General features: G+C 71.8%; 15 protein-coding genes and 2 pseudogenes. 9 read left to right on the forward strand and 8 right to left on the reverse strand.

The features are described 5' to 3' along the window. Nucleotides 1–132: 132 nt before the first annotated feature. Entirely contained in the window at nucleotides 133–546 is a 414-nt protein-coding gene (locus ACH5A8_RS25965) for a hypothetical protein (protein WP_399005757.1), read from the reverse strand. Between the two features lie 894 nt (nucleotides 547–1,440). Here ACH5A8_RS25965 and ACH5A8_RS25970 point away from each other — a divergent pair. Beyond that, nucleotides 1,441–1,869 (forward strand): hypothetical protein, encoded by a 429-nt coding sequence (locus tag ACH5A8_RS25970; protein ID WP_399005759.1) that lies wholly within the window; start codon nucleotides 1,441–1,443, stop codon nucleotides 1,867–1,869. A gap of 246 nt (nucleotides 1,870–2,115) precedes the next feature. Here ACH5A8_RS25970 and ACH5A8_RS25975 read toward each other — a convergent pair whose 3' ends face one another. Next, entirely contained in the window at nucleotides 2,116–2,718 is a 603-nt protein-coding gene (locus tag ACH5A8_RS25975) for an ATP-binding protein (protein WP_399005761.1), read from the reverse strand. A 186-nt stretch (nucleotides 2,719–2,904) separates the two neighbouring features. On the opposite strand from ACH5A8_RS25975, the gene ACH5A8_RS25980 reads away from it, so the two are divergent. Continuing rightward, the gene (locus ACH5A8_RS25980) at nucleotides 2,905–3,504 is read left to right on the forward strand and encodes a TetR/AcrR family transcriptional regulator (RefSeq protein ID WP_399005763.1); all 600 of its coding nucleotides are present in this window, start codon (nucleotides 2,905–2,907) and stop codon (nucleotides 3,502–3,504) included. Between the two features lie 114 nt (nucleotides 3,505–3,618). Here ACH5A8_RS25980 and ACH5A8_RS25985 read toward each other — a convergent pair. Next, nucleotides 3,619–3,726, reverse strand: a pseudogene (locus ACH5A8_RS25985) (ketoreductase); the annotation flags it as partial. Between the two features lie 519 nt (nucleotides 3,727–4,245). Between ACH5A8_RS25985 and uppS the strand changes: the two are divergent. The 5 genes and pseudogenes from uppS to ACH5A8_RS26010 all read left to right on the forward strand — a co-directional run. Beyond that, on the forward strand, nucleotides 4,246–4,965 hold the full coding sequence (gene uppS, locus ACH5A8_RS25990) for a polyprenyl diphosphate synthase (protein WP_399005944.1): 720 nt from the start codon (nucleotides 4,246–4,248) through the stop codon (nucleotides 4,963–4,965). After that, nucleotides 4,962–6,431, forward strand: a complete 1,470-nt coding sequence (locus ACH5A8_RS25995) for an oxygenase MpaB family protein (RefSeq protein ID WP_399005765.1) — start codon at nucleotides 4,962–4,964, stop codon at nucleotides 6,429–6,431. Before uppS ends, ACH5A8_RS25995 begins: the two co-directional genes overlap by 4 nt. A gap of 377 nt (nucleotides 6,432–6,808) precedes the next feature. After that, entirely contained in the window at nucleotides 6,809–7,198 is a 390-nt protein-coding gene (locus tag ACH5A8_RS26000; RefSeq protein ID WP_399005767.1) for a hypothetical protein, read from the forward strand. Nucleotides 7,199–7,546: 348 nt separating this feature from the next. Beyond that, complete coding sequence (locus ACH5A8_RS26005; protein WP_399005769.1) at nucleotides 7,547–8,113, forward strand: dihydrofolate reductase family protein; 567 nt, start codon at nucleotides 7,547–7,549, stop codon at nucleotides 8,111–8,113. A 212-nt stretch (nucleotides 8,114–8,325) separates the two neighbouring features. Further along, nucleotides 8,326–8,640 (forward strand): annotated as a pseudogene (locus ACH5A8_RS26010) (helix-turn-helix domain-containing protein); the annotation flags it as partial. 332 nt (nucleotides 8,641–8,972) lie between these two features. Here the strand turns inward: ACH5A8_RS26010 and ACH5A8_RS26015 are convergent. Both ACH5A8_RS26015 and ACH5A8_RS26020 read right to left on the reverse strand, forming a co-directional pair. Continuing rightward, nucleotides 8,973–10,187, reverse strand: coding sequence for an MFS transporter (locus ACH5A8_RS26015; protein WP_399005771.1), 1,215 nt, complete (start codon nucleotides 10,185–10,187; stop codon nucleotides 8,973–8,975). A 517-nt stretch (nucleotides 10,188–10,704) separates the two neighbouring features. Next, nucleotides 10,705–11,745: an NAD(P)-dependent alcohol dehydrogenase gene (locus ACH5A8_RS26020; protein ID WP_399005773.1), complete on the reverse strand. Its 1,041-nt coding sequence runs from the start codon at nucleotides 11,743–11,745 to the stop codon at nucleotides 10,705–10,707. Between the two features lie 182 nt (nucleotides 11,746–11,927). On the opposite strand from ACH5A8_RS26020, the gene ACH5A8_RS26025 reads away from it, so the two are divergent. Next, a complete protein-coding gene (locus tag ACH5A8_RS26025; RefSeq protein WP_399005775.1) occupies nucleotides 11,928–12,827 on the forward strand; it encodes a helix-turn-helix domain-containing protein in 900 nt (299 codons plus the stop codon). Between the two features lie 184 nt (nucleotides 12,828–13,011). On the opposite strand, the gene ACH5A8_RS26030 is transcribed toward ACH5A8_RS26025, so the two are convergent. Next, nucleotides 13,012–13,476: a hypothetical protein gene (locus ACH5A8_RS26030; RefSeq protein ID WP_399005777.1), complete on the reverse strand. Its 465-nt coding sequence runs from the start codon at nucleotides 13,474–13,476 to the stop codon at nucleotides 13,012–13,014. 445 nt (nucleotides 13,477–13,921) lie between these two features. On the opposite strand from ACH5A8_RS26030, the gene ACH5A8_RS26035 reads away from it, so the two are divergent. Continuing rightward, the gene (locus ACH5A8_RS26035) at nucleotides 13,922–15,547 is read left to right on the forward strand and encodes a N,N-dimethylformamidase beta subunit family domain-containing protein (protein ID WP_399005779.1); all 1,626 of its coding nucleotides are present in this window, start codon (nucleotides 13,922–13,924) and stop codon (nucleotides 15,545–15,547) included. Between the two features lie 749 nt (nucleotides 15,548–16,296). Here the strand turns inward: ACH5A8_RS26035 and ACH5A8_RS26040 are convergent. Both ACH5A8_RS26040 and ACH5A8_RS26045 read right to left on the reverse strand, forming a co-directional pair. Beyond that, complete coding sequence (locus ACH5A8_RS26040; RefSeq protein WP_399005781.1) at nucleotides 16,297–17,454, reverse strand: PP2C family protein-serine/threonine phosphatase; 1,158 nt, start codon at nucleotides 17,452–17,454, stop codon at nucleotides 16,297–16,299. 392 nt (nucleotides 17,455–17,846) lie between these two features. After that, nucleotides 17,847–19,175 (reverse strand): MFS transporter, encoded by a 1,329-nt coding sequence (locus tag ACH5A8_RS26045; protein WP_399005783.1) that lies wholly within the window; start codon nucleotides 19,173–19,175, stop codon nucleotides 17,847–17,849. Between the last annotated feature and the right edge of the window lie 166 nt (nucleotides 19,176–19,341).

Genomic DNA, 19,341 nt, shown 5'->3' on the forward strand with positions numbered 1-19,341 from the left:
CTCGAAGACGAGTGACCGTCCATCCTCCATTCTGAAGCGATGGGGACAGCGAGTGCGCCGGCCGGTCCTCCCACACCTGGCTTCCCACAGACCGCTCATGTCCATCTCCGCTTCAGCGCGGGCGCGCGGTGATCAGCCGTTGAGTGGGGTGTCGTAGTGGGTCCACGGGTCCCAGTTGCCGTTGTGGTCACGGTTGCGGCCCCAGTACTCCGCGGTCTGGTCCCAATAGAACACCCTGAAGGTCCAGGGGTCCGCGGAGTCGTAGTCGTAGGCGTGCACCGTGCTCCACGCCTTTCCGCCCATGGACATCCATCCCGACCAGTCCCCGTCGGTATCGGTCCAGCGGGTCCACACCGCGCGGTCGGTGCCGACGACGAACTCCTGCTGCGTGCTGTTGGGGAGCTTGTAGCTGGTCACGCCGTACTCGCACATGTAGACGCCTCCTCCGCGCGAGCAGTTGCTCGCCTCGGCCGGCGTAGCCACCGCCGCGACACTCGCGACGGCGGCGGCCGCGATCACTGCTGCCTTGAACTTGCGGACCAGCATGACTCTCTCCTTCGGACGTGCGACCGGCCCGTTCAGGCAGGGACGCGGTGCTGATGACAGAACTCTCCAGGGCGCCGCTGTCGTCCCGCTAACGTCCTGCCGACGCACCTCCTGCGCGGGGCGGATCGGCAGGACGGGCGGAGGCGCCCGTGGAAATGACCGCGCCGCGCGGCTGGATGCGCGAACGCCATGGGCAGAAGGACCATCGACAGCACCGCCCGCCGGACGGAGGAAGCCCGGACACCCGTCTGCGGCAAACGCCTGCGTCGAGCTCTGACCTTGGACGGCGGGCTCCCCAGGCGGTCGATCGTCCTTGCCCTTGCCCGGGGCGGAACGAACGGCTGGCTGACCTGAAACCCGTGGGCCGACGTCAGGCCGCCGCGCCGGCGCCATGGCGGGGGCGTGCGCCGGTACTCGCGTTCGAAACGGATGCGGACTGGGGCGTCGACCCGCGTGTGCTGGAGTCGCTGTTCCGACTCGCAGCGGAGCCTCCCGGGCTACAGTCGAACCACGCCTACCGCCAGGCATTCGCCGAGCTGTGCACCGCCCCGCTCTTCGAGTCCGCGGCGAGGGCTACTTCGCCTCACGTGACTTCGCTGTCGAGTCCACGTGCCACGACGCCCTCCTGACCCTCCCCGATTCCGATGGGGTGCTCGACTCGACCGCGGGACTCGAGTTGCTCGCGCTCGGCGAGGACTTCGGCGAGGAGCTGGTCAACGCTGCGGTGGCTCCGCACGACGGGCCATCAGCGATCAGACGCAGCCCGGTCCCGGGCTGCCGACTTGACCAGGGCAGCTGCGGACGGCGCTGGGCGAACAAGCCGGGTTCGGGCGCGGCCGGGACTCCGAGGGCATCGTGTCGGGCCGCGGGGTCCGTTCATCTAGAGTGACGTGCATGGACATGCGGAGGATCGTCGCTGTGCTGGCCGAGGAGGCCGAACAGCAGATCCAAGATCAGGTGTGGCAACTCGGGCCGGACGACCGCGCACTCGCCCTCGATACCGTGGGCCGTCTGCGCGACGTTGTCGGCGCTCCAAACGTCCAGGAGGCGTTGCCGCAGATCAAGCGGCTCGAACACCTGCGGGAAACCCTCGCCGTCCTGGCCATCTCGCTCGCGCGCACGCACGGCCGCCTGGCCTGGTTTCTCTCCGGCGCTCTCAACGCGCTCGAACCGGTCCTGCGCTGGCGCGCCCTGCCGTCCGACGGTGCCGGTACCTTCGGCACTGTTCTCCCGAGTCCTGAGGAGTACACGGAGGCCGAGGATGCCGTCCGCCGCCTTCAGGACGCGCTTGCGCAGATCACCGTCAGCGAGTCGGGTCGGTAGCCTGTCAGCACGTGGGCCGTGGACGAGACCGGACGGCCGACGAGGCCCGGCACTGGAGCTGACGGGCCGCAGCCCTCTACGACCAGCTCTGCGCCCGCCATCCGGACGCAGTCACTGACCACGCGACCGGATCCCGGCTCTCCCCGCACGGTCAGGCGCGCAGCGCACCGACCGGCAGGGCGTGCGACAGTCGCCAGGGCTCATGGCGGGCAGACCCCGCCATGAGCCCGTGCCGAGCCCCCGCCTTCAGACAGCCGCCATCCGGCCTTCCCCGCCGACGACCGTCCGTGACTCCGGCGCCCCTGCCTCCGACGGGAACCGGTCAGCGGACCGCAGCTCGAACCAGACGGTCTTGCCGGTGGCCGTCCGCGTGCTGCCCCAGGCGTCCGCCAGCATGTCGATCAGTTCCGTGCCGCGGCCGCCCTCGGCGTCCGGGTCGACGACGCTGCGTACGGGGGCGCCGGACCCGGTGTCCTCGACCTCGCACAGCAGCCCGCCTTGGAGCAGCCGGAGATTGAGCCTGAGCGGGCCCCGCGTGTGGCGCAGGGCATTGGTGACCAACTCGCTGACCAGAAGCTCGGCGACGTCGGCGAGGTCACCCACAGCCCAGTCGCTCAGTTGTGCGGTCACCAGTCGCCGGGCCCGGCCCGCCGAGGTGAGTTCGCGCTTCAAGGGCCAGGAGACAGCCCAGGCGGTGACCCGGCCACGAGGCGCGTCCAGGACGCGCAGCGGAGCGAGCGTGTGGGACCACATGACCCACTGCCTGGTGAACCACGACGGCGCGGCGCCGCAAGAGAACCGGCCTCCCTCGTGGTGGGCGACGGGACGGTCGACGGCATGGGGGGCCATAACGATCAGTCTTCCTGGATGAGGGCGGAGCGGCCGCCTCGGGAACGCGCCGGGCGCGGGTCGGGACCGTGGATGTAGCGACCGCTACACTCAAATATAGACGTAACGACCGCTACAGTAAATAGACACAAAAAAGTTACTAGACGGTCACCCGAGGTCCCGTCCCACATGCGTCAAGGAGCCGGCATGCCTCGCCCACCAGACCCGGCCAAACGACGAGCGGTCCTCGATCGCGTCCGCGACTATGTGCTGCACAACGGCCTCGCGGATCTCTCGCTACGTCCGCTGGCCCAGCACCTGGGCACCAGCGACCGCATGCTCCTGTACTACTTCGGCACCAAGGAACGCATGATCGCCGAGGCGCTCGCCCTCTACGAACGCCGTCCCCTGCTCCGCGTCCACGACTTGCTCGACACCCTCGGGCCCCCCGACAACCCCGCGGACCTGCGCCGCTTCATGGAAGAGCTGTGGCGGCAGTTCGGTGACCCGGACGTTCGTGCCGCGCTCCCTCTCTACCTGGAGGTGATGAGCGCCAGCGTGCTGCATCCGGACCGCTACGGACCCGTCATGCGCGACATCGTCACCGGGTGGACGGACCTGCTCACCTCGATCTTCCTCGACCTGGGAATGGACCAGGACCGGGCCCGGACACAGGCCGCGCTCCTCACCGACGCCTTCCTCGGCCTCCTGATCGCCCCACTGGCCGACGGCCACTGGGACCGGGCCGACACCGCCTTCCACATCCTCCTCAGCGCCCTGGAACCCGGCTGGCAGACCCCCGCGTGACGTGCCCTGAGCGCTGTGTGCCGTGCACACGACCTGGGATGACCTGCGCACCGTGGCCCACTCGTACGCCGCCGTGCACGGCTCGACTCGCCGCCCGATCGCGACTACGTGGGCGCCCTCCGCGGCGAAGTCACGGGCAGTGGCCCGGCCGATCCCGGTGCCGGCTCCGGTGACGGCGACGATCCTGCTGGTACGCGGTGCGGTGCTGTTCGTGCCGGTCATCGTCCGACCCTGCCGCCAGCGACAAGGTCAAGCAGCCCCTGTCAGAAGGTGGTCACCGCCGGTGGCTGCCGCGAGCGCGACGGCACCGGGCCCCCGCAGCCTCGCGGGCGAGACCCGCCGCACGGTGGGAGTAGAGAGCGGACAGGCGATCAGAATCGACGCGAAGAACAGGTGCGGCCAGTGCGCGCGTGGCCCTGAAAGCCTTCTCGGAAGGCCATCGATGCCGGAACCAAGAATTCGGGCATATGAGCCAAGGGTGACAGCCACCCATTCGGCCGGTCAGCACTCGTTCGTGCCGTCAGACTCCTGAGAGGGAACGCCCCGGTGAAGCATGGGCAGGGGCGACTTGGGGTGTGAGACGGGGTGGGCGTGACCGAGCGCGACAGGGCCGACCGTGCCGCTCCGGGCGAGACGCGGCCAGGCGTCACGTACCACGGCGTCCCGCACGCACGCCCGGCGACGGAGGGCCGGCCGGGCGGAGGGCAGTACGACGACGGGCAGGGGCGGGACGACGGGCCGGTGCGCGCGGTGCCGCGGCACGTGGCCTGCGTCATGGATGGCAACGGCCGCTGGGCGCTGCGGCGTTCGCTTCCCCGGACGGCGGGCCACCGGGCCGCGGAGACCACCGTCATCGACATCATCGAGGCGGCCCGGGCCGCCGGTGTCCAGTGGCTCAGCCTGTACGCCTTCTCCACCGAGAACTGGAACCGCCCGGTCGGTGAAGTCGACTACCTGATGCGCTTGGTCCGCCGGGTCGTCCGCAAGCATGCGCCCTTGCTCCTGGCCCGTGGCATCCGCTGTCGCTTCCTCGGGGTCGCCGACCCGCGCATCCCCCGCGAACTGACCCGGGACTTCGACGATCTGGCGGCGCTGACCGCCGACAACCGGGGAATGACACTCACCGTGGCCTTCGATCACGGCGGGCGCCGGGACATCGTGGAGGCCGCGAGGTCGCTGATCCGCAGCAAGACACCCGCTGATGAGGTGACCGAGCAGCTCTTCGCGCACCACCTGCCGTTCCCGGACACCCCCGACGTGGACCTCGTCATCCGCACCTCCGGCGAGCAGCGCATCTCCAACTTCATGCTCTGGCAGGTCGCTTACGCCGAGTGGATCTTCCCCGAGGTGCTCTGGCCGGACTTCCGGGCCCCCGAGTTCCTCGCGTGCCTCCATGCCTACCGGCGCCGCGACCGCCGCTTCGGCGGCGTGCCGCCCTGGACGAACGGAGACCCATCATGACCACCGGAACCACGGGCACGGCCGACGAGCCACCCCTGTTCGGCCCGGAATCGCAATTCGGCTCCTTCTTCGACGACCCGCGCTGGGCGCTGGCCATGATCCGCGCCACCGTGTTGGAGGCAGCTCATCCGCAGATCGGCGCCGCCCTCATCGACCACTCCACGTTCGTCGCCCACCCCTGGCGCAGGCTTCGCAACACCTTCCTCAGCATGCGGCGCATGTTCGGCGCCGACGTGGCGGTGCGCGAACGGGAGGCTGCTCGGCTCAACCGCCTGCACGCCCGCATGAGCGGCTCCGACTCCCGCGGCCGCGCCTACGACGCGATGGACCGCGCGACCCGCGCCTGGGTGGTCGCCACCCTCTTCGAGAGCGCCGTCACCATGTGCCGGCTGAGCGGCCAGCCGCTCGACCAGGACACGATGGAGCGGATGTACGCCGAGTACCGCGCGTTCCTCGCCGCGCTCGACGGCGACGCCGCGGAACTGCCCGAGGAGCTGGGCGACTTCTGGCGGTACTTCGACCGGGTGGTCGAAAGCCAACTGGAGAACACCGAGGCGGCCCGCGTCATCCTCTACCGGCTCTTCGACCACCTGCCCGCCCCGGCACTGCTCGACGGTGCGCCGACGCTGTGGGCGGCCGGCCGGGCCGTCGTCGGCCCGCTCCTCGGCGCGATCACCGTGGCCTCGCTCCCCGAGCCCTACCGACGCAGAGCCGGCCTGCCGGAGATGCCCGGCGCCCATACCCTCATGCGGGGCGCCTACCTCGCCGCCGGGCTCGCCCGTTTCCTGCCCGAGGGCTGGATCAACGCCGAAAGCATCATCGAAGGCCTCTCGCTCTCACCTGGCAGCGACGATCCCCGCGCCCGGACCGTGGCCGCGCTGTACGCCCGCATGAAGCGGGCGTCGGCCCTGCTCCGTCTCCTCACACCGCTCGGCGGCGACACCGGCCCCGACCCGGATCCGGCGCCTTCCATAGGCACGAGCGAGGGCCGACGCTCGGCGAGGGAGTTCTTCCGCCAGGTGCTGGACCAGACCGGCGACGGCCACCTCGACTGGCCCGACCTCGCCGCCATGGCACGCGAACTCTCCACCCGCCTCGACCTGGACGAGCCCGAGGAGACCCGGCTCTACGACGCCTTCGCCGCCTGGTGGCGCGAGCTTCAAGCTGCCCTCGACACGGACGGCGACGGCCGCGTCAGCGCCGACGAGTACGCCGCCGCCATCCCCTCCCTCGCCGGACCCGCGCTCATCCGCGTGGCCGAGGTCCTCTTCGACGCCACCGACAAGGACGGCAACGGGAGCATCGATGCGGACGAGTACCGGGCTCTCTTCCGCTCCGCCTTCCACCGCGACCTCGCCGCCACCGACGGCGGCTACGGCCGGAGCACCTTCGTGGGCGACTTCCTCTCCTTCATGTCGGGTCGCCGCACGAGCACCCCGTACGACCCCCTCCTCGCCGACGCCTGACGACTCGTGCACGTGGTGGCCACGGCTGCACGCACGCTCCCGCCCGTTGCCTTTTTCGTGGCTCCGCAAAGGGGCCTCCGGCCTTCGGGTCCGGCATGACTTCCCCCTCCTGTTGTCGATGATCCGGGGGGTGGTGTCACCGGGTCCGGAGGCATCGACGGACCGTTGAGGAGAGGCATGAGTACCGGCTTCACCCGAGCTGGAAGAGCTCTTCACACCGTGGATGCGGCAAGGCCGGACGAAAGCGTGATGGAGGGGCGTGCGCGTGATCGACACCGGTGGCAGATCCTCGGAAACACCGTCTTCTCGGCAGAAGTCGACGCACATGCGATCTCATGGGCAGGGCATCCGGCCCCTATACGGAAAGGGGGCCGTGGATGAACTCGGGGCTGGAGGACTCCCTGGCGCGCGGCGGCACGGACCACCCGTCCGACTGGGCGTGGATCGCCGCGATCTTCGCGCTCTACCTCCTGATCGGCTACGGGCTGGAGTACCGGTCGAAGAAGCGCAGAGGCGCTGCGCGCCCGGCGAAAGCGGCGGCGAACGGCCTGTTCTCCGAACGTACAGGCGTCGACCCGGGGCAACGCTTGGCCAGCCGCATGCTGATGCTGTGCGGGGCGCTGGCAACCGGGCTTGCCGGCTTCTTCACGCGGAACGTACCCACAGCGGTGCAGTTCGCGACGGTCGGCGTCGTGGCACTGCTCGGGATCTTCGTGTGGGCGTACTTCGACTACCGCACGGAGCCGCGCGGCGGAGACAACCCGTAACAGATCGTCTTGCCTGGTTGTCCGGCGGCTTCGCTGTGGGGATCGTCGAGCGGCTGGTGCTTCCCCGTGCTGAGAATCAGGCCGTCGCAGTGACCGAGGGCGCGACAGCGCCCTCGGTCACGAATCAAGGCTCACAGAACCTCGGGCAGTCCCCGCCCTCGCCCACCGCCGCGTCTGGTCGAAGGTCCGGGCGTGGGCCAAGGCCCACCGGCTCGTCCGGGGCGGCCTCGGGGCCCGCGGCGAGCCGGACGGGGCCCGCTGCGCCGACGGGCCCGGATCGGGCACCGATGAGTGTCCCGTGCCGCGCCGGTCCATCACCCGGACACCCACGGACGGAAGGCTGGGGCCATGAGGAAACTGATCTACGGCATGAACCTGACTCTGGACGGCTACATCGCCGCGGCCGGCGACGACATCGGCTGGAGCGGACCACCGAGTGACGAGCTGTTCCAGTGGTGGCTCGGCCACGAGCAGGCGAGTGGACTGACGCTGTACGGGCGCAAGCTGTGGGAGACGATGAGCTCTTACTGGCCGACCGGGGACCAGCAGCCCGACGCCACCCCGGCGGAGATCGAGTTCGCGCGGAACTGGCGGGACACGCCGAAGGTGGTGTTCTCCTCGACGATCGACAAGGTCCGCTGGAACACCCGCCTGGTCACCGGCGACGCGATCGCCGAGATCACCCGGCTCAAGGCGGAGGACGGCGGCCCCATGAACATCGGCGGCGCGACGCTCGCCGGGGCGGCCATGCGTGCCGGGCTGATCGACGAGTATGTGATCGCCGCCCATCCGGTCGTGGTGGGCGGCGGCACGCCGTTCTTCACCGCGCTGGACAGCTGGATGAACCTGAACCTGGTGGAGACGCGGACCTTTCCCGGCGGCGTGACCCTGACCAGGTACGAAACGAGGCGCTGAGCAGCTTCCCGCTGTCTCCGTTCCCTCAGGACCGTGGCCGCGGGCTCCGGAACCGGCAGGAGCCGCGCCATGAGCGGGGCGAACAGGACGCCCGCGCTTCGACGACGACGCGCTGGCCATGCCCGCCCCTGTGACGATCCATGCTCTGGATGGAAGGCCCGGCACCGCGAGGTACCGGTCACGGGCCTCGCCGTCGCAGTGGTCGCCGAACGGCTCGGGTCGAGGCGGCGCACCTGGTGGAGGTGGTGCTCCAGCCGGTCCTCGACCTGCCGGCCGCGGAGCGGTCGCGTCTGCTGCGGACCCTGGAGCACTGGTTCGCCGCCGCCGGCTCGGCCGGGAGCGCGGCGCAGAGCCTCTTCGTCCACCCCAACACCGTCCGCTACCGCCTGCGCCGCGTCGAGGAGCTGACGGGCCGGTCCCTGTCCGATCCGCGGGCGACGGCGGACATCCGAGCGGCGCTCGTGGCGGTCCGTGACGCGGAGGGCGGCGAGGGCCGCCCGGCGGGGGATGGGGCGGGGAGCCGCTGAAGGGGGTGCCGCGGCGACGGCCGGCAGCCGCGCCACGCCTCCGCGCCGACGGCGCACGGTACAGCGGCGTCGGCGGCTTGCGCGGTGCGCGTGCCCGGCGCGTCCGGGACCTGGGCGGCCGGCGCGTCCCTCGTCTCGGGCGTTCGGAGACGTTCCTGTGCGCGCTACTCGTTCACCAGCAGGATCTTGCCGGTGTGGCCGCGGGCCGTCCACGCTCTCTTCACCGCCCCCGCCGCCCTCGCGGGCCGCGCTGCCGCGGACTGCGCGACCCGCGAGGGCGGATCGGCGTCCCGGTCTCGGCGGTGACGGCCTGGGGCCCGGCCCTCTCCCGCTCAGTCCGCGGTGGGGACCGGTGTCTCCTGCCCCGCCGTCGGCGACGCCTGCGTGATCACTTTCGAACGCCGTCGGCCCCGGTCCATGACACCGCCCGTGAAGGCGAGGCCCAGACCGGCCACAGCGAGCGCCGCGCCGACCAGGTTGGGCGCGGCCCAGCCCCAGCCGGCCGAGATGACCGAGCCACCGAGCCAGGCACCACCCGCGTTGGCCAGGTTGAAGGCCGAGTGGTTGGAGGCCGCCGCCATCGTCGGGGCGTCCTCGGCCTTGGCCATGAGCAACATCTGAACCGGTGTGGTGATGAGGGAGCCCATCGCGCCGATGAATGTGATGGTCACCAGGGCGGGAACGGTGCTGTGGACCGCGTGGTAGAACGTCACCAGGGCCGCTGCCAACAGGATGAGCCCCCAGTACATCGTCGGGCGCAGCGCGCGGTCGGTGAGCGGTCCGGCGATCAGGGTGCCCAGCGTCATGCCGACGCCGTACAGTGCGAGCACCCAGGTCGTCGACGCGTCGGAGATCCCGGTCAGGTGCGTGAGCATCGGGACGAGATAGCTGTACACGGCGAAGAATCCGCCGAAGCCCACGACGGCCGTGGCGAGACCGACGACGACCTGCTTGTTGCCCATGGCCCGGAGCTCGTGCCGGATGCCGGAGTGCTCCCCGCGTGGCTGGTGCGGGACGAAGGCGGCCAGCGCGGCCAGCGCGACGAGGCCGATGACAGCGACCGCGCCGTACGCGGCACGCCAGCCCAGATGCTGGCCGAGGGCCGTGGCGGCCGGGACCCCGACGATGTTGGCGATGGTGAGTCCGAGGAACATCTTCGAGACGGCGCGTGCCGCCCTGCCCGCGGCGACCAGCCGCGAGGCGACGACGGCGCCGACACCGAACAGCGCGCCGTGCGGCAGACCCGCCAGGAAGCGGGCGGCGAACAGGGTTCCGAAGTCGGGGGCGAGGGCCGACGCCGTGTTGCCGATCACGAACAGGCCGGTCAGGAGCAGCAGCAACCTCTTGTGCGGAACACGCGCGCATATGCCCGTCAGCAGCGGAGCGCCGACGACGACACCGAGCGCGTACGCCGACACGACATTGCCGGCGTGCGGTACGGACACACCGATCCCGTCGGCGATCTGAGGCAGCAGCCCCATGGTGGCGAACTCGGTCGTGCCGATGCCGAAGGCGACGACGGCCAGGGCGAGCAGAGCCAGGGGCATGTGCGGGAGAACCTTTCAGAGACGACGGAGGGGCCGGGGACCATGAGCGGGCGGTACGGACTCGTCCGCGGTTCCCTCGCCCGGTCGCGCCAGTCGTCATGACCCGCAACGCCCCGGGAAAAGGGTGAGCCCACAGGGATGCGGCACGGGAGCCGAGGCACCCATTCCGAGATCGCCTGGCGATGTGCGGCATCGGGGCCGTGCCCGGGCACCCTGGCTCGACGGTCGGCCCGGGCCGGTGAGCAAGGATAACCGCTGAGTCCCACCACCTACCGCGAGGGGCCGTTCCCCCACCGCCCTGACGGCGTGGGGCCCCACCTCCAGACCCCGCGTGCTCGTCCGGCCTGATCCGGACGAAGGACCCGGTGGCGCCGAGCCGACACGGCACACACTCTCGATGCCTCTTCGCAGCGCCGTACCGGGCCGCCGTTCCCACCGTCGCAGCGCAATGCCCGGTCGCCCGTCGCAGCGCATGCCCGGTCGCCCGCCCGGCTGGGCGGGTGACCGGGCGTTCGGCTCAGATTGTGGCCGTGTCGATGACGAAGCGGTAGCGAACGTCGCTGGCCAGCACCCGCTTGTACGCGTCGTTGATCTCGGACGCGCTGATCAGCTCGATCTCGGCGCCCAGGCCGTGCTCGGCGCAGAAGTCCAGCATCTCCTGGGTCTCGGGGATCCCGCCGATGCCGGAGCTGCTCATGCTGCGGCGGTTGCCGAACAGCGACTGGAGCACGAGCTGCACCGGCTCCTCGGGCAGGCCGACGTTGACCATGGTGCCGTCCGTGCGCAGCAGGGACAGGAAGGCGGCGAAGTCCAGCGGGGCCGAGACGGTGTTGAGGATGAGGTCGAAGGTCCCCTTGAGGTCCTCGAAGGTCTGCGGGTCGCCGGTGGCGTAGTAGTGGTCGGCGCCGAGCTTCAGGCCGTCGTCCTTCTTGCGCAGGGACTGGGAGAGGACGGTGACCTCCGCGCCGAGCGCGTGGGCGATCTTGACGCCCATGTGGCCGAGGCCGCCGAGACCGACGACGGCCACCTTCTTGCCGGGGCCGGCGTTCCAGTGCTTCAGCGGGGAGTAGGTGGTGATGCCGGCGCACAGCAGCGGGGCGGCCACGTCGAGGGCCAGGCCCTCGGGGATGCGGACGACGTAGTTCTCGTCGACGACGATCTTCTGCGAGTAGCCGCCGTACGTGATCTCGCCGTCCTTGCCGACGGAGTTGTACGTCCAGATCGGTCCGTCGACGCAGTACTGCTGCAGGCCGGCCTTGCAGTTGTCGCACTCTCGGCAGGAGTCGACGATGCAGCCGACGCCCACCCGGTCGCCGGCGGCGAACCTCGTCACGCCGGGGCCGACCTCGGAGACCACACCCGCGATCTCGTGGCCCGGCACCATCGGGAACGTGCCGGGGCGCCAGCCGTCCTGGGCCTGGTGGATGTCGGAGTGGCAGATGCCGGCGAACTTGATGTCGATCAGAACGTCGAACTCGCCGACCGCGCGTCGCTCGATGGTGGTCCGCTCCAGCGGGGCCTTGGCGGCGGGTGCGGCGTACGCGGCGACAGTGGTCATAGCGGGGGGTCTCCTAGCGGTGGTACTCGGCGCCCGGCTCTCTTCCACCGGGCACACGACCAGCGTGCCCCATGCTCCGCCGGTCACCCAGACCAATGCTTTGCGTACGACTGACGCGCCTACCACTGGCAGGGTCAGGATGGTGGACGTACGACCACGGGACACGACGGATACTTGGCGGTATGGACGAACAGCCCGGAGCCTCCGCCGCCGGCCGGCCTCTGGACCGGCGGGCCGAGCTGAGCGAGTTCCTGCACAGCCGTCGGGCACGGCTGAAGCCGCAGGACGTGGGACTGCCCGATTTCGGCCGGCACCGCAGGGTGCCGGGGCTGCGCCGGGAGGAACTGGCGCAGCTGGCCGGGGTGTCGGTGGCGTACTACACGCGCCTGGAGCAGGGCAACGGCCGTAACGTGTCGGCGGAGGTCCTGGACTCGATCGCCCGGGCGCTACGGCTGACGGACGCCGAGCACGCGCACCTCAGTCATCTGGCCAAGCCGAAGTCGCACAAGAAGAGGCCGGCGGCGCGGCAGCAGCAGGTCCGCTCCTCGCTGCGCCAGCTGCTCGACACCATGGAGGGCGTGCCGGCGTACATCGGGGGTCGCCGCGCGGAGATCCTCGCCTGGAACCGGATGGCGGCGGCCGTGTTCGGCGACTGGGGGCAACTGCCGCCGGCCGAGCGCAACTGGGCCCGGCTGGTGTTCTTGCACGCCGAGTACCGAGACCTGTTCGTGGACTGGGAGCAGAAGGCGATCGACGTGGTGTGCGGCCTGCGCATGAACGCGGGCTGCTACCCCGACGACCTGCGGCTGTCCGCCCTGGTGGGCGAACTCTCGGTGAAGAGCGAGGAGTTCCGGCAGCTGTGGGCGACGCACGACGTCAAGGAGAAGAGCCACGGCGTCAAGCGCCTGCACCACCCGCTGGTCGGCGATCTGTCCCTGAACTTCGAGTCCTTCCGCCTCACGGACGACTCGGACCAGTTCCTGGCGACCTACCACGCGGAGGCGGGCTCCCCGTCCGCGGAGTCCCTGCGTCTCCTGGCCAACTGGGGCGCTGACGCGACCAGGGCGGTGCCCTGGCCCTGATTCCGGGTGCCTGCCACGGCGTGTCACCCGGGCCGGTTGCCGGAGCGCGCCCTGGCCGCCACGGAGAGCCCGGCGACGACCTCGCCCGCACTGTGCGGGCGCGCGCAGGAGATCACGCCGCTGTCGCGCGGCTTCGATCACTTCGGAGACGGGACGGACACCTCCGACGCGCAGGCCTGGGCGCCTACACGTCGAGCGAGCGGTCCACGTCGGGACGCGCGGTGTGGTCGGGATGGCCTCTCGTGCGGCGCTTCTCCTTCAGCTCCGCCTCGTACAAGTGGGGCTTGCCCTCCACCAGCTCCTGCCGCGCCTGGTCCTCCACGTCCTTGAACGGCTCGTAGTAGGTGGCGTCGTAGGCCTCGATGATCTGGAACGTCCAGTGCCCGGGGATCACGTTGCGGCCCAGGATCTCCCGCTCCACCCGGTCCGCCCATCCTTGCTCGCCGGCCTCCCGCAGCAGCGCCACGGCACGGTCCAGCGCGAAGTCGGCGCCTCCCGTGAGCTGATGGAAGGAGTAAAGGTGCCCGCGGGCGCGTTCGGTCGTCTCCAGCGCCTCCGACAACGCTCCCAGAGCCCGGACCAGGGTGTCCGACACGCCCCGCGGGCGCCGGTGCGCACCGTCGGGGCCGTCAGCGTGCTGAGTGCTCATGCCTGATCTCTCCCCCAGCCGACGTACCGCCCACCAGCGGTCGGCTTCCGGGCAGGGGTTTCCACCCGCGCGGCGGACACGTCCCCGTGTACCGGGACCGTGTCCCCGGCCCGGATCCAGGAAGCCGGTCACCGCTCCTCGGCCGGGCCGCCACCACGGCGCCTGTGCTCTCGTCGGCCGAGGACGTGCGGACCCGGGGCAGGCCGCCGTACTCGCCCACCCGGATGGTGACCTTCCGCCGCGGTCTCCCCGCTCGTCCACTGACCAGGACGCGCGGCCGGACGGCCCCCGACGCGGCGCGCGCAGCGGTGGGCGACGAGGTGCGGTCTCCGGCTCCGGGAGCGGCCGACAGGGCCCGGTGGCCGTGCGATCACCCGTCACGCTCGCTACCTTCGTGCTTGTGCACGGCGCGACTCGACCACGCGGGGGAGCACCAGGAGCCCGGATGAGCCCGCGCGAGAATCCTCCAGGGGAGCCTCCCGCCGAGGAACACGCCCGCCAGGACACCGAGCGGGCCCAGGGCCCCTGGGTGGGGCGCCGGAATCTCCTGCGCGGTTCCGTCGGCGTGGCCGGACTGGCTGCGGGGGCCGTCGCCTGCCATCACCGGGAGACACGGCCCGAACACCGGGCGGCGGCCGACCGCCACCGGCCGGAGGCGGAGCGGGACCGCCCCGGGACCCGCGACTGGCGGCTCGCCTCCTCCGGCCCGCCGGACGCCGTGGCCGGATACGCCGACCGGGTGAGCGTTCGGCCCGGCCAGGAGTGCGGCCTGCACGTGTCGACCACGGCGTCGTCGTTCCGCGTCTCGGCCTTCCGCATCGGCTGGTACGGCGGGGCGTGTGCCCGGCTCGTGTGGCGTTCCGCGCCGCTGCGGGGCCGCGCCCGGCCCGCCGCGCAGGTGGCGTCCGCCACGCGCACCGTCCGGGCCGGCTGGCCGCGCACGCTGGCGTTCGGGACGGACGGCTGGCCCGAGGGGGCGTATCTGATACGCCTGGAGGCGGACAACGGCCACCAGCGGTACGTCCCGCTGATCGTGCGTTCCGCCCGCGGAGCGGGCCGCACCGTCCTGCTGCACGCCCCGGCGACCTGGCAGGCGTACAACCGGTGGGGCGGCTACAGCCTCTACGACGGCGCCTCCGGCGCGTACGCCACCCGCTCGCTCGTCGTCAGCTTCGACCGGCCCTACGACGCGAGCGGCGCCGAGAAGTTCCTGACCTACGAGTGGGCGGCCGTCGTCCTCGCCGAGCGACTGGGCATTCCCCTCGCCTACACCACCGGCGTCGACGTCCACCACGACACCGAAGTGCTGCGCGGGGCCGCCGCCGTGATCTGCATGGGCCACGACGAGTACTGGACCCCCGAACAGCGTCGGCATGTCACCGAGGCCCGCGACGCGGGCTCCAACATCGCTTTCCTCGGTGCCAACACCTGCTTCCGCCGTGTCCGCCTGGAAGCGGGCGAGACGGGCGAGGAGCGCGACGTGGTCTGCTACAAGTCCTCCTACCGCGACGACCCCTGCTACCCGTCGCACCCGGACCGGGTCACCACCGACTTCCGGCAAGAGCCGGGCGCCGACCCCGAGTCGTCACTCACCGGTGTCCTCTACGAGGGATACCCGGTCGACGCCTCCTACGTGGTGCACGCGGCGGACCACTGGCTGTACGAGGGCACAGGGGTGCGTCACGGCGAAGGTTTCCCCCACCTGGTCGGGGCCGAGTACGACAGGGTCACGCCCGGCCCGCACGTCCCCGGAGCGCTGGAGATCACCGCGCACTCGCCCTTGGTCAGCGCCGGTTCTCGCAGTCACAGCGACTCGGCGTACTACACCGTCCCCGGCGCAGCGGGCGTCTTCGCCACCGGCACGATGCGGTGGGTGGAGGCGCTGGCGGCGGGGACGGGCGAACTGGGCCGCGACCACGGCATGGACGCGCGGACCCGCGCCTTCGTCACCCGCACCACGGAGAACCTGCTGCGCGGCTTCGCCGGCGGCCCCGCCGCCCGGCACCGTCCCGCACCCCGCCCGAACGCGCACCAGGTGTACGGCACGACGGGCTACCGCACCGGCCCATGACCGGGCCCTGAGCGCGAGCAGCGCTCCGCACCGGAACGCCTGCCGGCAGGATCGGCCGCCGGCACGAACGCGCTGGTCTCACTCGCCCGGCCGGCCGGCAACGGCTGGACGGGGCTGGACCATCTCCGGTTGCCCGTCTCCGTAGTGCTGGTCGTGCACCTGGCGAACCACCCGGGGCACGGTGGGCGCCCGAACCTCAGCCCCGTCGTACCGCCCACCGGAGCCGGCGCCTGTGCGGCGCGGCCGGGCCGGACGGGCCGGACTGACGGCCGGTCGCCGCTTGCGGACAGTCGTGGCCGCGGGCGGCAGTGTGAAACGGTGGAGGGACGAACGAGACCGACCGGCTCCCCCCAGGGACGCCGGTCTTTGGGCAGCCGGGCGTCGCCCCTCCCGGGCACCCGGCCCCCGCCATCGCCGGACACGCCTCACGGGGTGCTCCGGCCCTGGGCTCACCGACCCCCGGAAAGGGGGCATGCCCCGCACATGGACATCACCACCACGATCGACGGCACGTCCGGCGTGGCGCCTTCGGTCAGCCGGCAGGGCTGGTCGCCGTCGACGGGGCGGGAACCGCTGCCCCGGGAACGGCGGCCCCCGGGCCGGCCCCGGCCGACTGCTCGGCGTCCGCCCGTCCTCGGGAGCACCGCGCAGCGGTACCGCGGCAGCCGACTCGGGGGCGCGGGCCGGTGTCCACGGCGCGGCCCGGGATCCGGTGTGCGCGGTCGCCGTGCCGGTGACGGCCCACGGGCTCACTCCTCGCCGGGCGGGGCGGGCTGGAAGGCGATGGCGATGAGGTCGTCCCCCAGGGTGCGCGCCCACCGGGCGACGTCCTCCTCGAGGAAGGTGACGACACCGGCGGGCGAAACCGGCTCGGTGCTGCTCGCGCAGTGGTCCTGGAGGCGTTCGCTCAGCGGGTAGAACGTTCCGGTGCCGTCGCGCGCCTCGGTGACCCCGTCGGAGTAGGCGAGAAGGATGTCTCCGGGGTCCATCGTGTGCGTCACGGTGTCCGGAGGCGCGGGCAACAGGTCGCCCATGCCCAGCGGCAGGCTGTGGTCGGTCTCCACGACGGTCGCGGTGCCGTGCCGGACGGCGAGCAGGGGCTGGTGGCCGCGGTCCAGGATCCGTACGGCACGCGCGTCCGCGGAGAACTCCAGGAGGACGGCCGTGGCGAACACCTCGTCCGCCGGCCCCGGGGCCGCCCCGGGTTCGTAGGACGGGTGGCCACCCCCAAGCGGCTCCGCCGGAGGGTGGTCGCGGTCCAGCTGCAGGGCCACGTCGATCCGCTCGGCGACCTGGCTCAGCGACGGATGGAGCAGCGCGGCCTCCTGGAACGAGGAGATCACCGTGGCCACGGTCTGCGTCGCGCTGACGCCCTTGCCCTTGACGTCTCCGACGATCACACGGATACCGAACGGCGTCGGGCGCACGCTGTAGAGATCACCGCCGATGAGCGCCTCGTCGTCGGCCGCCCGGTAGAAGCCGGCCAGGCGCAACGGGCCGATCCGGGCCGGAAGAGGGCGCAGGAGGGCCAGTTGCACGGCTTCGGCGACCGCCTGCACGCGACGGAAGCGGCTCTCGGCCCGTTGGCGCACCATGCACAGCGCGACGGACAGCAAGGTGACGGTGGCCAGGACGATCAGGGCCACGATGGTCATCGGACCGACGTAGTTCTCGACCATCTCGGTGACCACGAGCAGGGCGCATCCGGCGGCGCCGGTGGCGACGACGCCGATCGGGGGGTACGTGAAGAGGGCCAGCACCACCGAGGCCGCCAGCAGCGAGCCGAAGAAGTAGCGCGCCGGTGTCGCCTGGTCCACCACCAGGGTGGCGACGACGAGCGCGGGCGGGGCCCAGCGGAGCCATCGGGGTGGCCAGGGGTGCTGCTCGTCCCATCGTCTGTGCACCACCGCAGCCCGCCCCGCACCCACCAGTGTCTCTCCGTTTCCCGCGAGCTCCCGGTCCAAGGCCTCGGTGTGCATCATGCACGAACGCGCGCGTCCCGGGCGGCACCAACCCGCCTGTCGGCCTCACTCGCGGCCGCACCACCGCTTCGCGCGGGTGTGTCGTCGCCTGAACCGGTCTCGACGACTTCGCGGGGGCAAGTCAGCCGGATCTGCTCCGGGTGCGCGCGGTGCTCGGCGCTCCAGGCCCCGTGGGGGTGGACCCCCAGGACTGCCGTACCACGGTCCGGATCAGTGGAACGGCCCGCACCCGGGGGCGGTGCGGGCCGCTCCGCGGGCGGGAGAGGCCGTGCCCGGCGCTGCCCGGACGCCTGGCGGCACCGCCGACGTGCCGTGACTCAGCCGGTGGTCAGGAGTTCCTGCGGGGCGCCGCCGGCCGGTGTGCGCTGCCGCGAGGCGCGCAGGGCCGCGATCGCGATGAAGACCATGGAGGAGACGCCGGCCAGCGCGAACGCGGTGAAGCCCCAGTCGCCGTTGCCCGCGGCGAGCAGTTGGCCGCCCAGCCAGGGGCCGAACACCGCGCCGAAGCGGCCCATGCCGGAGGTCCAGCCGACGGCGGTGGCGCGGCTCTGGGGGGCGGAGCGGATCGAGACGGTGGCGTAGATCATGGTCTGGGCGCTGTTGAGGAACACGCCGGTCAGGAAGACCACCGTGTAGGTGAGCGCCAGCGGCATGTGGACGCTGAGCAGGAAGACCCCGGCGGCGGTGAGTGCGAACCAGACGGCGGAGATGCGCGGGGCGCCGAAGCGGTCGGAGGCTCGGCCCGCGACCAGCATGCCCACGATGCCGCCGAGGTTGAACAGGACGACGAAGGTGAGCGCGGAGCCCAGGTTGTAGCCCTCGCCGCGCATCAGGGTGGGCAGCCAGGTGGCGACGCCGTAAACAAGGAGCAGTCCGCCGAAGGAGGCCAGCCAGTACAGCAGGGTCTGGACCCACTCGCCGCCGCGGAAGAGGCCCACCAGGGCGGCCCAGCGGTCGGCGGGGTCCTTGCGGGCGGGCGCGGCGGGCAGTTCGACCCGGAAGCGGCCGGCCAGGTGCCGGGCCTCATCGGTGCGGCCCTTGGCGACGAGGAAGCTCAGCGACTCGGGCATGGCTTTGGCGAGGACCGGGACGAACAGCAGCGGGACGACGCACACCCAGAAGGCGGCGCGCCAGCCGACGGGCTCCACGAGCCACTTGGCGACGTAGGCGGAGAGTATGCCGCCGGCGTGGTGGGCGGTCATCAGCGCGCCGATGGTGAGGGCGCCCCGGCCGCCGCGGGCGTAGTCGGTGACCATGCTGATCGCGGTGGGCAGCAGGCCGCCGAGGCCGACGCCCGCGAGGGTGCGGCCGAGGCCGAAGACGGCGACGGTGCCGGAGAGGGCGCACAGGCCCGAGGCGAGCGAGAACAGGGTGACGCAGCCGACCATGAGCTTCTTGCGGCCGACGCGGTCGGCGACGGTGCCCGCGGTCAGGGCGCCGATCAGCATGCCGAAGGTGGCGTAGCTGCCGAGGTCGCCGGCCTGGCCGGGGGTGATCCCGAGGGCCTTCTGCGCCAGCATGTGCGGCAGCACCGAGCCGTAGATGAACATGTCGAGGCCGTCGAAGAGCACGGCCAGCCAGCACAGGCCGACGACCAGTGCGGCCAGTCTGCCGCCGCGTGCCAAGGGGGCGGTGGAGGAGGACATCGTCGTTTTCCTCTCGTCCAGGAGGCGTTCCCTGGTGGGATCGGTGGGAAGGTCCCCTGCTCGGGCGACGCCCGGGAGCGCGGGGTGAGGGTCGAACGCGGCTCGTGCGGCTGACCCGTCGATGCGCTAGACGCTAGGGACCCGCCCGATGAGAGTCAACGTTTTT

This window comes from Streptomyces sp. NPDC018610 (assembly GCF_044391765.1).
Lineage (GTDB): Bacteria > Actinomycetota > Actinomycetes > Streptomycetales > Streptomycetaceae > Streptomyces.